At 58.3% G+C, this 14282-nt stretch carries 15 protein-coding genes; 8 read left to right on the top strand and 7 right to left on the bottom strand.

What is annotated here, in order from left to right; genetic code table 11:
• Positions 1-605: 605 nt before the first annotated feature.
• From B9Z47_RS11900 to B9Z47_RS11870, 7 genes are all read right to left on the bottom strand, one after another.
• On the bottom strand, positions 606-1850 hold the full coding sequence (locus B9Z47_RS11900) for an integrase arm-type DNA-binding domain-containing protein (protein WP_108331438.1): 1245 nt from the start codon (positions 1848-1850) through the stop codon (positions 606-608).
• Positions 1851-2518: 668 nt separating this feature from the next.
• Positions 2519-2863, bottom strand: a complete 345-nt coding sequence (locus B9Z47_RS11895) for a copper-binding protein (protein WP_090142667.1) — start codon at positions 2861-2863, stop codon at positions 2519-2521.
• Between the two features lie 7 nt (positions 2864-2870).
• Positions 2871-3353, bottom strand: coding sequence for a DUF411 domain-containing protein (locus B9Z47_RS11890; RefSeq protein WP_089957688.1), 483 nt, complete (start codon positions 3351-3353; stop codon positions 2871-2873).
• A gap of 26 nt (positions 3354-3379) precedes the next feature.
• Positions 3380-3874: a plastocyanin/azurin family copper-binding protein gene (locus B9Z47_RS11885; protein WP_100117898.1), complete on the bottom strand. Its 495-nt coding sequence runs from the start codon at positions 3872-3874 to the stop codon at positions 3380-3382.
• Positions 3875-3896: 22 nt separating this feature from the next.
• On the bottom strand, positions 3897-5309 hold the full coding sequence (locus B9Z47_RS11880) for a multicopper oxidase family protein (RefSeq protein ID WP_089958022.1): 1413 nt from the start codon (positions 5307-5309) through the stop codon (positions 3897-3899).
• A 15-nt stretch (positions 5310-5324) separates the two neighbouring features.
• Entirely contained in the window at positions 5325-6758 is a 1434-nt protein-coding gene (locus tag B9Z47_RS11875; protein ID WP_108331437.1) for a TolC family protein, read from the bottom strand.
• Complete coding sequence (locus B9Z47_RS11870) at positions 6755-7021, bottom strand: hypothetical protein (protein ID WP_228768226.1); 267 nt, start codon at positions 7019-7021, stop codon at positions 6755-6757. The genes B9Z47_RS11875 and B9Z47_RS11870 overlap by 4 nt, the downstream gene beginning before the upstream one ends.
• 210 nt (positions 7022-7231) lie before the next feature.
• Between B9Z47_RS11870 and B9Z47_RS11865 the strand changes: the two genes are divergently transcribed.
• The 8 genes from B9Z47_RS11865 to B9Z47_RS11830 all read left to right on the top strand — a co-directional run bounded on the left by B9Z47_RS11865 (position 7232) and on the right by B9Z47_RS11830 (position 14216).
• Positions 7232-7915, top strand: a complete 684-nt coding sequence (locus B9Z47_RS11865; protein ID WP_108331471.1) for a heavy metal response regulator transcription factor — start codon at positions 7232-7234, stop codon at positions 7913-7915.
• On the top strand, positions 7916-9319 hold the full coding sequence (locus B9Z47_RS11860; RefSeq protein WP_108331436.1) for a heavy metal sensor histidine kinase: 1404 nt from the start codon (positions 7916-7918) through the stop codon (positions 9317-9319).
• Positions 9320-9437: 118 nt separating this feature from the next.
• Entirely contained in the window at positions 9438-9821 is a 384-nt protein-coding gene (locus B9Z47_RS11855; RefSeq protein ID WP_369912173.1) for a four-helix bundle copper-binding protein, read from the top strand.
• Positions 9822-10019: 198 nt separating this feature from the next.
• Positions 10020-10547: a hypothetical protein gene (locus B9Z47_RS11850; protein ID WP_108331470.1), complete on the top strand. Its 528-nt coding sequence runs from the start codon at positions 10020-10022 to the stop codon at positions 10545-10547.
• 47 nt (positions 10548-10594) lie between these two features.
• A complete protein-coding gene (locus B9Z47_RS11845; protein ID WP_108331434.1) occupies positions 10595-10864 on the top strand; it encodes a DUF2933 domain-containing protein in 270 nt (89 codons plus the stop codon).
• Positions 10845-11513, top strand: coding sequence for an isoprenylcysteine carboxylmethyltransferase family protein (locus tag B9Z47_RS11840; RefSeq protein WP_199219980.1), 669 nt, complete (start codon positions 10845-10847; stop codon positions 11511-11513). Before B9Z47_RS11845 ends, B9Z47_RS11840 begins: the two co-directional genes overlap by 20 nt.
• A complete protein-coding gene (locus B9Z47_RS18580) occupies positions 11479-11766 on the top strand; it encodes a hypothetical protein (RefSeq protein WP_108331432.1) in 288 nt (95 codons plus the stop codon). The genes B9Z47_RS11840 and B9Z47_RS18580 overlap by 35 nt, the downstream gene beginning before the upstream one ends.
• Positions 11682-14216 (top strand): copper-translocating P-type ATPase, encoded by a 2535-nt coding sequence (locus B9Z47_RS11830; RefSeq protein WP_369912171.1) that lies wholly within the window; start codon positions 11682-11684, stop codon positions 14214-14216. Before B9Z47_RS18580 ends, B9Z47_RS11830 begins: the two co-directional genes overlap by 85 nt.
• Positions 14217-14282 lie beyond the last annotated feature (66 nt).

The raw sequence follows: 14282 nt of genomic DNA, 5'->3' as shown, positions 1-14282 counted from the left end.
ATGGCGTGCCAAGTTAGCTATCGGGGTTGTGGTCCCCAAAAAAGTTTCTCGGCATCTACCCTTGGCTCCTCCACCCTCAAGTTTCTTTCATCATTCGGGGCGTCGCTCTGGATTCATGACAGTTAGCGGAGGCACCGAATACCGCACCAGGGCAAACAGCAAAGCACCGGGGGCACCGTGCAGGCGTGTGGACAGCCGCACCGCCAACACCGCCCGAAAACGTCAAAACCATGGGCGGGTCGTTGCTCACTGGAACAAAACACCAAAAACGAGCACCAGCGCCAGCGATTCAGGCAGGCGAGGCAAAAACCAGCGAAGGCAAGGGGCGAAGGCGAAAAAAACCGGGGGGTTATATGTAATTGATTGAAAAACTCTCTGTATCTGTATCTGTTCCCGTTCTGTTCCCGTTCTGTTCCCGTTTGCCCTACCCCCGTCAAACCCGCATATTTCCTAAGTTTTTGCCTTTTTGTTCCCGTGTTCCCGCCGTTCCCGCTGTTTTTTGTTTTTGGCGGTATCAAAAGCAGTCATTCAGGCATCAATCGGGCGTAAAAAAACCGCCTCGGTGGGCGGTTTTCGCTGGGGCTTGGCACCCGGGCCGGGCTGCATCACGCCGCCCTGTGCGCTTCCAGGTCGATCACGTTCCCCTGTGTCAGCCGGTCCACGTAATCGGCCCACAGTTGAATCTGTTCAAACCGCTTCTTGATGTATTGGGTCCGGTTGTAGCTTCGCCCGTTGGCATCCTTCACGGCGTGGGCTAGGTTCGCTTCAATGGCCAAGGGGTCAGCGTCCAACTCATCCACCAACATGGTGCGGGCGCTGGCCCTGAAACCGTGCCAGGTCTGTTCCTTGCCAAACCCCAGCGCATACAGGGCGCTTCTGACGGAGTTTTCAGACAGCGGGCGGTCATGGCTTCGCTCACCGGGGAACACGTACACCCCGCCGCCCGTCAGGGCTTGCAGGTCACGCAGCAAGGCCACCGCCTGCACGGGCAAGGGCACCACATGAGGTAAGCCGTGTTCCTTGTCTTTCTTGGTGCGCTTCATCTTGGCGCTGGGGATCGTCCACAGTGCCCCGTCCAGGTCGAGTTCTGCCCACTCCATCGCCCGCAGGTTGCCGGGGCGTTGGTACAGCAGCGGGGCCAGTTGCAGGGCCGTGCGAACCAGCGGCCCGCCCTTGTATGCCCGGATAGCCCGCATCAGTTCACCAAAGCGGCCCGGCTCGGTGATCGCTGCAAAGTGGCCTTTGACCCGTGGCGTCAATCGGGCCTTCAAGCCCTCGGTAATGTTCCTGTGTTGGGGCGGGGCCATGGGCAACCAGTGTTTGAACACCTGCCCCGCCGTGTCCAGCACTCGCCGGGCCGATTCCATCGCGCCCCGTTCCTCTACCTTTTTGACAGCCTGCATCAGTTCCATGGGGTGAATCTCGGTCATGAGCTTGGCACCGATAGCGGGAAACAGGTCTTTTTCAAGATTGCGCCGGGTCCGTGTGGCGTGGTTCACACTCCAGCCGGGTTCCTGCACAGCGAACCATCCCAGGGCAACAGACTTGAAGGTGTCGCCGTCCGGGTTGCTGGCCTTCAGCTTTTCCAGCTTCCTCGCTTGGACTGGATCAAACCCCTCCCCCTTCAGCGCCTTTGCAGCGTCACGGGCTTTGCGGGCCGCTGCAACACTGACAGCCGGGTAAGACCCCAGCGCCATGCGTCCTTCTTTGCCGTCTTGGTAGGTCTTCCAAAACCAGCGTTTTGACCCAGCCGGGGAAACCTCCAGGTAAAGGCCCCCGGCATCGGTCAGGCGCAGGCGTTTTTTGTCAGCGGGGCAAAGGGCGTTTTTGCATTGAACATCGGTCAGCATCGGGGGCGTTCTCTCAGGTGTCCGGGGGGCAAACCGGGGAACGTTCCCCGGTTTTTTGGATTTTGCCCCGGTTGTTCCCCGGAATGTTCCCCGGTTTGGTCCCGGCTGTCAACGAACGTTAATGAACACCCTTGGACTACAAACCGTTGATTTACCAATGAAAAAGGGCGTTTACTGGAAGCCAGTAAACGCCCTTGAACTTGCATATGGTGGTGGGTGCGGACCCGGGTTCAATTCCTACAAGCTAGGAGCATGCTGACACCCGTTACGACCCTGCGGAAGGTTGCGGAAAGGTGCTTGCACCTGCCACCCCGTCCTCGACGCCTGCAACCTTCCGCATCCTTACGAACCAGTCTTTCGAATCGATTCAAGGTCGCGTTTCGACCCATTGCAGCCGGTCACATCTTTTAAGACGTTGACTTGTTTGTAGCGGTTGCTGCCGGTCGTGTCCCGCAGTCATTTGTGGGCTTTCTGCCAGTAGCGGTCGGTCGATCTTTAACCATCAGGCTCGGCAGCCGGTCAGTTCGGTCATAGGCCAATGACCGCTACCACACATCCTATCCAGTGCTGACGGATAGGATCCATTGATGCATGGGCCAATTTGCACAACAGGCTATGACGCCCAATGAACAGGGAGCCCTGCACATTTTCGATGCAGCGACGTTTTCTTACTGAACTAGCTGGATGTCAGTGACGATCATCTTGCCACCTTCATTGATCACCATAAACTTAATTTTTTCGCCTGGCTTGATGCTGGTCAATAAACTCTTATCTTTAGCAGTAAATACCATTGTCATTCCCGGCATATCCATATGTTTGATTTCGCCGTGTTTGATCGTGACCTTGCCAGTTTCGAGATCAATTTTCTTGACCTCTCCGTCGGTTAAAGACGGCGTCATTTGAGACATGTTCATCTTGCTGTGATCCATGACAGCTTGGGAAAAACTGCTTAAGGGAAGAGCCGCACCAATGGTCAATAGTAAAGTTGCAATTTTGGTTTGAATATTTTTCATATTTTCCTCATGAGTAAGAGTTAAAAACTTTTGATGATCCGTCTTTTTGGATTAGCAAGACTTGATACGCGTCACGCCTTGCGCCGTAGACAGGACCGTCCATTCCAGGAGATCCGATAGGCATCCCCGGAACGGCAAGACCTAACGCTTGTGGTTTTTCTTTGAGTAAACGTTGAATGTCTTCGGCTGGCACATGCCCCTCAATCACATATCCACCGACCAGAGCTGTATGACATGAAGCGAACTTTTGAGGCATACCCAGTCGAGCCCGCGCTGCGTTATTACCTTGATCGTTTACTTTCAAAGAAAAATTATTCTTTTCTAAATGAATAATCCAGTCTTTGCAACAGCCACAGTTAGGGTCTTTCCAGACTTGTATAGCTATAGCGTTTGGGCTGGCTGCAATAGCAATTGAGGACGAGCACATTGAAGCTATTCCCAACAATAGCAACCGCCTCGTTGAATTTTTTGAACTGTTTTTGTCAGTCATTTCAGCAGCCCTTTCCTGTAATGAAATTACTTCTTGCCAACCTTGATCGCGCCCTTCATCCCAGCTTCGTAGTGGCCTGGCATCAAGCAGGCAAAATTTACGGTTCCAGTCTTCGTGAATTGCCAAACAATTTCGCCTTGCTGTCCTGGAGATAGTGTCACTTTGCCAGGTTCGTCATGTTCCATATCTGGGAATTTTTTCATCTGCTCCAGATGCTCGAGCAATTCCTTCTGGGTGCCCAGACTCAATTCGTGCTTGACCTTTCCTTGATTCTTGACAACAAAGCGGACCGTCTCTCCTTGCTTGACCTGAATAGATGAGGGTGTGTAACGCATGTTATCCGTCATATCGACATTGATGGTCTGCGTTACCTTGGAGGCAACACCTGGTTTGCCAATTGCGGTTTCCTCGTCAGCATGGCCATGCCCACCGGCGTGCTTTCCAGCCGCAAAAGCCGACGCTGACAGGGTCAGAGCAACCAAAACAAAGATTTGGCGAGAAGTGATGTACTTGGGTTTCATTCGTTAACTCCGGAAAAAAAATTCAGTGATTGCTATGTGATGAGGGCTTGCGCACCTTGACTTCGGTCGTTTTGGCGGGCATCTGGGCGCGAGGCATGGACTGCCCACCCTCCGCCTTGAAGCGCGCTGGTTCAGTCAACGGCCCGGTGTACTCATGGGCTACCGTGCCTTCGGGATGCTTGTACCAACCCGGGTCCTTGTAGTCCCCCGGCTTTTGATTACGGCGGACCTTCAGAACGCTGAACATGCCACCCATTTCGACCGATCCGAAGGGGCCTTGGCCAGTCATCATCGCAGCGGTGTTGTCAGGGATGGGCATTTCCATCTCAGTCATGTCGGCCATACCACGCTCACCCATGACCATGTAGTCTGGAATCAGGTTATTGATCTTCTTGGCGATGCCACGGTGATCCACACCAATCAATGTCGGAACGTTATGGCCCATGGCGTTCATGGTGTGATGGCTTTTGTGACAGTGGAAGGCCCAGTCCCCTTCCTCATCTGCCAGAAACTCGATCTGTCGCATCTGACCGACGGCCACATCGGTCGTCACTTCATGCCAGCGGGTGCTCTTGGGTGTCGGGCCACCGTCCGTACCAGTGACGAGGAACTCATGGCCGTGCAAATGTATGGGGTGATTCGTCATCGTCAGATTGCCAATGCGAATACGCACCTTGTCGTTCAGGCGAACATTGAGGCTGTCAATGCCTGGAAATATCCGGCTATTCCAGCTCCACAGGTTGAAGTCCAGCATTGTCATGATCTTGGGGGTGTAGCTGCCCGGATCGATGTCATAGGCGTTGAGTAGGAAGCAGAAGTCTCGCTGGACCTCATCAATCAGATCATTCTTGACCTTAGGATGGGTCACCCAAAAGCCCATCATGCCCATGGCCATCTGTGTCATCTCATCAGCATGCGGGTGGTACATGAAGGTGCCAGGCCGGCGCGCGACGAACTCGTAAACAAACGTCTTGCCGGAGGGAATAGCCGGCTGGTTCAGTCCGGCCACACCGTCCATGCCGTTGGGCAGGCGCTGCCCGTGCCAGTGAATGGAGGTATGCTCTGGCAGCTTGTTGGTCACGAAGATCCGTACGCGATCGCCCTCGACCACTTCAATCGTGGGCCCCGGGCTCTGGCCGTTGTAGCCCCAGAGATGGGCTTTAAAGCCAGGGGCCATTTCCCGCACTACTGGTTCGGCGACCAGGTGAAATTCCTTGACGCCTTGATTCATGCGCCATGGCAAAGTCCATCCATTCAGCGTCACCACCGGGTTGTAGGCGCGTCCGCTGTTGGGGACAAGCGGCGCCATGGTGTTAGGGCTGGTCTGTATTACAGGCTCAGGCAGAGCGGCCATCGCCACGCGGCTGACCGCGCTGGCGGCCACGGCACCACCAGCAATCCCGGCGTACTTAAAAAAGTCTCTTCTGGAAGTCATCGTTGTATCTTTCATTCAATGAGGCGCAGCGCCACCGGCTGGCGCACTGGGCATGGCTGCCAGCGGAGTGTTCATCGGTCGCCCGACCAGTGAGGCTTGTAGCGCGGCATCCGCTAGCCAAAACTGCTGCTCGGCTCCGATCGCAGCCATGACCGTAGAGACCTGATCACGTGAGTCCGCCAGCAACTCGAAGATGCCGATGATCATTCCGTTGTAGCGCAGTTGGTTCTCTTCTGAGATCACCTTACGAAGCGGTATCACCTCGTCCCGGTTGTGCCGTGCAATGTCATAAGCCGTGCGATAGGATGAGTAGCTTTCTCGCAAGCTTGAACCCGCCGAGCGGACGGTCGCCTCAAGCTGATTGGCTGCGGCCAAGGTGCGTGCGTTCATGGCATCGCGCTGCATGCCCCCCCAATCAAAGATGGGCAGGCGTACCGCGATTTCATACCCTCGCGCTACGCTGCGCTCACCTGCCACACTGTTCGTGCTGGTGTTGCGCATGGCGGTCAGTTCGATGTCGGTGATGCTGGTGACCATGTTCAAACCCTGGGCTCTGGCGGAAGCATCCAGTGTGCTTTGGGCAAGACGGATGTCGAGGCGGTTACGCGTAGCAAACGTCGCAACGCCCTGCGGATCGAGCGCCTGTTTGGGTAGTTCAGGCAAGCGGTCCGGTAGTTTGAGCATCTGTGCCTGTTGGGCATCCAGACCGAGTACGCGTACGAACTCTTCGCGGGCAGCCGTTACTTGGTGAGTTGCTGTTGCCAATCGGGTCCCTGCGTCCGCATAGAAGGCCTGCTCACGAGCCCGTGTGAGGCGGTTGAAGTTGCCTATGGCCTGCATCCTGCGAGCCAGTTCGGCACTCGCTGCAGCGCTTTCATACACCTGCTTGGCATACTGAAGCGTCTGTTGGGCAGCCACGGCGCGGACCCATGCCTGGCGCACGCGGGTGACCTGGTCGACCACATCACTCGACAGTCGCAGATGGGCCGCTTCGATGCGACGGTTGGCGATTCCCTGGCGACTAGGCAGTGTCAGGATATCGAGCAGGCCGAAGGAAAGCGCACGGCTCAACTCCAACTCATCACCGGCCACCATGCGCTCCAGGGAGAAGAACGGGTTTGCAATTCTGCCCACCTGTGCCGCATCTGCGGACTCCGCCCAACCTTGAGCCAGCAGCGCCTGGAGCGACGGGCTGTTGACGAGCGCCAGCTGGACCGCCTCGCGCTGACCCAGAATGTTTTGAAGCAGCTTCTGGGCCGCCTGCGCACGCTGTTCGCGCTCATCGGCAGTCCGCGCGAGAGAAATCTGCCCTTCGGCAAAACTCTTGGCCTCCTCGTTCACCCGGGCAACGTTTTGTTCGAGGCTAACAGTGGCGCAACCGGCAAGCGTGGCCAAGGCGATCGCGGATAGCGCCAGTTTCCCTAGCGAGGTGCTTGGGATGCGCTTCATGGCTTGACTCCCCCATGATGACTAGATTGCGTATCAGGCACTTCAGAGGCATCCTTTAGGGCCTCACCTGTCGCGACCTCCTTGGCATAGCTGCGCCAGCCTCCAATACGACCTACCAAGTCGTTGGCTTTGACCCAGGACTGAATGGCCTGGTCGTTGTAGGGGCGGAAGTCACTAAGTGCAGACTTGTACTCAACTTCCACCACCGAAAGATTTTTCACGGGCTCTTTGTTGGCTTGGGCCGCGGCTACACCAGCTAACATGGCACAACTCAGGGCGAGACATGTCTGTGCGAATAATAGTGAACGTCTGACGAGCATGGTTTCCTCAATGTGATCGGTAACATAGACAGGGGGAATTATTAAAATACCAAGTCGTCAGCACGATGTCGAAAAGATTACATATTTGTCATCTCGCCATCGCAATAAATGGAAGTCGTCATACTCAGGTCTGCCAAAGAGGGTCAGTTGCCAATGAAAATTTTGATTGTGGAAGATGAGCCTAAGACCGGGGCATATCTGCGCCAGGGACTGATCGAGGCCGGTTTCGTTGTGGACTTGGCCAGAAATGGGCCCGACGGCCTTCACCTAGCTCTTGGCGGTAACTACGATCTCGCGATCCTGGATGTGATGATGCCGGGCATGAGCGGTTGGGAGGTCCTGCAGGCGATACGTCATGAAGGCCTACAAGTGCCAGCCATGTTTCTCACCGCCCGCGATCAGGTGGAAGATCGCGTGAAGGGGCTTGAATTAGGCGCCGACGATTACCTCGTCAAGCCGTTTTCCTTTGCCGAGCTCTTGGCCCGAGTTCGCACCATTGTGCGCCGCGGTCGTAGTGGCACCGAATCCACGACCTTGCAGGTGGCAGACCTCCAACTTGATCTGCTACGCCGCCGCGTCACCCGAGACGGCAAGCGCCTTAATCTTACCGCCAAGGAGTTTGGATTGCTGGAACTGCTGATGCGTAGGCAGGGAGAAGTCCTGCCCAGGTCGCTGATCGCCTCTCAGGTTTGGGACATGAACTTCGACAGCGACACTAACGTCATCGAGGTGGCCATGAGGCGTCTGCGCGTCAAGATCGATGAGGATCACCAGATCAAGCTGATCCAGACTGTACGCGGCATGGGCTACGTGCTCGAAGCGCCGGAGGGTCGCTAGGTGCTTCGCACGCTATCACTGACATCCCGCCTCACCATCTTTTTCATAGCGCTGGCCAGTTCGGTCATCCTGGGCTTGGCACTTCTTTTCATGGTGGAGGCTGATCGGCACTTCGTCGACCTCGATAGCGCCGCCTTGGATGACAAAAAGCACCTGGTCGAGGGCATCCTGGCCAGTTCCCGATCCCGTGAAGAAGCTCGCAGTCGCCTGAACGAAGCCTTGAAGCATCACCACGGCCTTTACGTTCTGATCAAAGGACCACAGGGTGAAAAGCTGTACCAGACCAACGGCTACAGCGGCCCCACTACGCAAGCATCATTCATCACGACTGACGACGGTCGCGAGCTTCAGTCTTGGAGGAATGGAGGGCGCGAGTTCCATGAGATGAGCTTTACTGCTGGCATGGTTCAGGGGGCGGCCGGGCCGCTCCAAGTATCAATCGCCGTCGATACGCAGCACCACCAAGAATTCATGAGAGAGCTCCGGCGCAGCATTGCAATCTATGCTGTGCTGGCGATTCTTCTAAGCGGATTTTTAGCCTGGTTCGCGGCTCATCAAGGCATGTCTCCGCTGCGCGCAATGAAACGTCGTGCCGCTGCAGTGACAGGCCAACAGTTGCAAGAGCGCATGCCCGAGGATGCCGTCCCGATTGAAATGGCAGATTTGGCCCGGGAGCTCAATGAGATGTTGGGCCGCCTGCAGAATGACTTCAAACAGCTTTCTGATTTTGCGGCGGATTTGGCGCATGAACTTCGCACACCCATCAGCAACCTCCTCACCCAAACACAGGTGACGCTGTCCACCCAACGCGACCTTAAGACATACCAAGATACGCTGGCGTCCAACGCAGAGGAATTGCAGCGTTTGGCTCGGGTGGTGTCAGACATGCTATTCCTCGCAAAGACAGAGCGGGGGGTAGACCTGCCCCATAAGGAGTCTTTCTCGGCAGCACAAGAAGCTCGTGAACTCGTTGAATTTTATGAAGCCGTTGCGGACGAAAAGCGCATCTTGATGAGCGTGGAAGGTGATGGGCGAATCTATGGCGATCGTTTGATGTTCAGACGTGCCGTGAGCAACCTCCTATCCAATGCGCTCAGGCATGCACCAGTCGGCGGTGTAGTGTCCGTCAGGATCGAAAGTTCGTCGCGCGAAATCGGGGTCACTGTCGAGAACACGGGCAAGGAGATCCCCCCGGATGTCCTGCCGAGACTCTTCGACCGCTTCTATCGCGCAGATTCGGCACGCAGGCACCCGGCTTCTGACGGGGCAGGCTTGGGGCTGTCGATTACCAAAGCCATCGTCGAGGCCCATGGCGGTGCGATCTCAGCTACGTCAGACCGGGACTGGACACGATTCCGGCTTGTTTTTCCAGAGCGACGGTCGAAGGCTGAGGCAACCGCCTGAACTACTCAATCCACACCTTGCCGGCCCGGGCTTAAGGCCGACTCCTACAGTCTTAAAAACTGCCGCGATTTAACTTGGTTGAGTGATAAGCCCGCCTGAGCGTGTGGGCTGGCACCTGATGCGTTCCCAGTTGGACCGTGCAGCTTCACAACCGAAGGAGATTTCAATGCCCCATCAGCAATTTTCGTCGTGCGTCACCACTTGCTACGAGTGTGCGCAGGCATGTAATCACTGCGCAGCGTCTTGCCTTCAGGAGCAAGAGATAAAGGCAATGGCCAAGTGCATCGCACTGGATATTGATTGCGCGGAAATCTGCGCACTTGCCGCTTCTGTGATGGGACGAGCCAGCGAAACGTCGAAGCAAGTCTGTTCTGCCTGTGCTCAGGTATGCCAAATGTGCGGCGACGAATGTGCCAAACATCAGATGCAGCACTGTCAAGACTGCGCACAAGCCTGCATGCGATGTGCCGATGAATGCCGGAAGATGGCCGAGATGGCTTGATCGCTGCAGGACATTGAGCCATCGGCCCCAGAGATAAAAACGACACTCTTGCAGCACATGTCTGTTGGGGAGCCTTCGTCCGGCGCAAGAGCTTGCTTCTGGCTTTTCAAGCAAGAGAGCACAGAAGCTTGACGCAGATCAAAGAGCAACTGCACTGAGGCACGGATAGTGCAGTTGAAACTCAAGGAGAAACTCATCATGCGAACACGAATTCTTGCTGCCACCACAGTGGCCACAGCTGTCATCTCTGGAATTGCCTTCGCGCAAACACCCAAGGCCGAAGAGGATCATTCGGCACATCACCCAGCCGGCAGCACTGCTGCAGCAAATTCCTCCACGCCTAGCGCAGCACCCAGTCCCGAGGCCATCAACCAGCAGATGAAGGCCATGCAGGACATGCACCAGAAGATGCAGGCCGCCAAGAGCCCGGCCGAGCGGGCCAAACTGATGGACGAGCACATGAAGTTGATGCAGTCCGGCATGGCCATGATGGGCCGGATGGGCGGTGGCCCCGGCGGCTCGGCGCCGGGGGGCATGGGCATGATGCCACCAACAGCCCAGGCTGGCACGGGCCAAACGCCAGCGGCCAGTGCAGGTGGAGCGTCCGGCATGGCGGGCATGAGCGGGATGATGAACATGCACATGCAGATGGAGCGCCGCATGGCCATGATGGAGCAGATGATGCAGATGATGGTGGACCGCGAGGCGGCCAGGCCCGGCAAGTAACTCGGCAATTAACTCGGCTAGTAACTTGTCACTGACAGGAGGCTTTCATGAACCAATCCCAGCCTGACGGCCCCCCGTCCTTTTGGAAGTCGCCCGCCGGCTTGAGCCTGCTGGTCGCGGCCCTGGTGGGTGGCTACTTTCTACTCACGGAGCACCGGGCTCACCTGTTCGGCGCGCTGCCCTACCTGCTCTTGCTGGCTTGCCCCGTGATGCATCTATTCATGCACAAGGGTCACGGGCACGGGGGTCATGGGGGATCCGGTCAGGGCCACAAAGACCACAAGGAAGGACCTAGCCGTGACCAGCGCGAGCAATGACTATGGGCTGTGGGGGCTGGTGTTCCTCAACGTGGGCGTGTTCGTGGGCTTTGCCTACAGTTTTTTCAAGCCCACCACCCTGCGCGATTGGCGCAGCTTTGGGGCCTACACCGGCTTCATCGTGGCACTGTTCGCCGAGATGTATGGTTTTCCGCTCACGATCTACCTACTTTCGGGTTGGCTGGGCCAACGCTTTCCGGACGTCAACCTCTTTGGACACGAGGCGGGCCACCTCTGGTGGCTGCTCACCGACCAGCAAGGCGACCCGCACGGCGGAGTGATGCATATCCTGAGCTTTGTATTCATCGGGGGCGGCTTCTGGCTGCTATCTAATGCCTGGCACGTGCTCTACCAGGCCCAACGCCGACATGAACTGGCCACGACAGGCCCCTACCGCGTCGTGCGTCACCCTCAGTACATCGGTTTCGTTGCCATCATGGCGGGATTCCTTCTGCAGTGGCCCACGCTGTTGACGCTGGCCATGTTCCCCGTGCTGGTGGTCATGTATGTCCGCCTGGCCATCAGCGAAGAGCGCGACTCTGAAGCAGCGTTTGGTGAGGCTTGGCAGCGCTATGCAGCCATCACGCCCCGATTCATTCCTCGACGCGCCAAGCATGAGAAGTCCGTCATCGACCATCAAGGCCGCTGAGCTCGCCTCCGGCTTGGGCGCCATCGTCTTGGGGGCGGGGCTCGCACTGCTCGTGCCTAAAGTGCTTCAGCGCTTCGCGGTGGCGCTCTTGATCGTGGGCCTGCTGGTGCACGGGGCGGGCATGACCCTCAAGTACAGGCTGGAAAATCGTGCAGGCCCGCCACTGCGGTGGGAACGCGCCCTCTTCTGGCTGTGCTGGGCTTGCCTGATCGGTCTGGCCGGCTGGATGGGGGTACGCCTACTGGCCAGTTAGAGATCGGCCCCGAAGACGTTGAAGCCAGCGAGAAAAACCACAAGGAGAACGGCGTGCAACGTCACCCTGACTTGAAAAGTACTTCCGAGCCGGGCGCTCCTGACCGGCCCCTCATGACGCACCAGGCCAGCACGGTCGCCGCTGGACAGGCCTACACCTGCCCCATGCACCCTGAAGTTCGGCAGCCTGCGCCGGGACAGTGCCCGATCTGCGGCATGAATCTGGAGCTTGAGGGCACCGGCTCCAGTCACATGGCAGACCACCATCACCATGGGCATCACAAAGCAGTGCCTCCATCCAAGCCCGTCAGCGATTCGGTAACCGCTGCGGACCACGACGTCGCGTTCACCTGCCCTATGCATCCCCAGGTGCGGCAGATGGGTCCGGGCAACTGTCCCATCTGTGGCATGGCGCTGGAGCCGGTGATCGCGACAGGGACGTCCGGCGAAAGCGCCGAATTGCGCGACATGACGCGGCGCTTCTGGATCGGCCTGGTGCTGTCCTTGCCCGTGCTGGCGCTGGAGATGGGGGGGCACCTGCTCGACATCAAGCATCTCGTCGGAGCTCAGACTTCCAATCTGATCCAGATGCTGCTGGGAACGCCCGTCGTGCTCTGGGCCGGCTGGCCCTTCTTCGTGCGGGGGTGGGCCTCCATCCAGCATCGCAGCCTCAACATGTTCACGCTCATTGCCATGGGCACGGGTGCGGCCTGGATCTACAGCATGTTCGGCACGCTCGCGCCTGGCTTGTTCCCGGCCGAGTTGCGCGGCCAGGAGGGTGCCGTCGCGATCTACTTTGAGGCCGCTGCCGTGATCACCGTGCTGGTGCTGCTCGGGCAGGTGCTCGAACTCAGGGCGCGGGAGAAAACCTCCGGGGCCATCAAGGCCTTGCTCGACCTGGCACCCAAAACGGCGGTTCGTGTGTCGGCCAGCGGTATCGATGAAACGGTGCCTATCGACACCATCCAGGTGGGCGAACTGCTGCGCGTGCGCCCCGGCGAGAAGGTACCGGTGGATGGTGAACTCACTGAAGGCAAGGGCACGGTGGACGAGTCCATGGTCACGGGCGAGCCCATGCCCGCGGTCAAGGCGCCGGGTTCCAAAGTCACGGTCGGCACTATGAATCAGACCGGCGGCTTCGTGATGCGGGCTGAGAAAGTTGGCGCCGACACCCTGCTCTCGCAGATCGTGCACATGGTGGCCGCCGCCCAGCGCAGCCGCGCCCCCATTCAGCGGATGGCGGACATGGTCTCGGCATGGTTCGTACCGGTCGTGATTGCGGTTGCTCTGCTCACATTTGTCGTGTGGCTGCTGTGGGGGCCGAGTCCGGCATTTTCCTATGCGCTCATCACCTCTGTGGCCGTGCTCATCATCGCCTGCCCCTGCGCACTGGGGCTGGCCACACCCATGTCCATCATGGTCGGCGTGGGCCAAGGTGCCCTGCATGGCGTGCTGATTCGCGACGCTGAGGCTCTGGAGCGCATGGAAAAAGTCGACACGCTGGTGGTCGACAAGACGGGGACGCTGACCGAGGGGCGTCCTCGCGTGGTTCACATCGAGCCCGCGCCCGGGTTCTTGCCCGATGATCTCCTGGTCAAGCTGGCCAGCGTAGAGCGCGCCAGCGAGCATCCGCTGGCCATGGCCGTGGTGGCTGCCGCGCAAGAGCGCCACTTGCCCCTGGTCGAGGTCACCGACTTTGACTCGCCCGTGGGCAAAGGCGTGCTGGGCAAGGTGGGCAACGTGGCTCTGGTATCCGGCGCTGCCAAGTTCCTGGCCGAGCATGGTGTCGATGTGACTCCGCTCCAGGCCGCCGCCGAACTGCAGCGTACCCAAGCGGCCACGGTGATCTTCGTGGCGCTGGACGGTCGGCTCGCCGGCTTTGTGGCCATCGCCGACCCCATCAAGGCCACGACCCCTGCCGCCCTCAGGAGTCTGCGCGAGGCCGGCGTGCGCATCGTCATGCTCACGGGGGATGGCCGCACGACGGCCTTGGCGGTAGCGAAGGAACTTGGGATCGACGAGGTGGTGGCCGAGATCTTCCCCGAGGACAAAGCCAAGATCGTGCAGCGGCTGCGCAGCGAAGGCCGCGTGGTGGCAATGGCCGGTGACGGGGTCAACGACGCGCCAGCCCTGGCTGCCGCCGAGGTGGGCATTGCCATGGGCACCGGGACCGACGTAGCCATGGAAAGCTCGGGAATCACGCTGCTAAAGGGGGACCTTATGGGCATCGTGCGGGCACGCAAGCTCTCGCACGCCACCATGAAGAACATCCGGCAGAACTTGTTTCTGTCCTTCGCCTACAACGTGGCAGGTATCCCAGTGGCGGCCGGCGTGCTCTACCCTTTCTTCGGGCTGCTGCTATCTCCGATCGTAGCGGCTGCAGCTATGGCGCTGTCGTCGGTAAGCGTGATTGCCAACGCGTTAAGACTTCGAGCCGCGAAAGTCGACTGACGCCGCCCGGTTCTAGACCGAGTCATGACGGGGATGAAAGACACCCGAGCGTGGCGGCCACCTTCG

The organism is Limnohabitans sp. 2KL-1, assembly GCF_003063435.1.
In the GTDB taxonomy this organism is placed as follows: Bacteria; Pseudomonadota; Gammaproteobacteria; order Burkholderiales; family Burkholderiaceae_C; genus Limnohabitans_A.
This window is presented reverse-complemented; position numbering and strand designations above follow the sequence as displayed.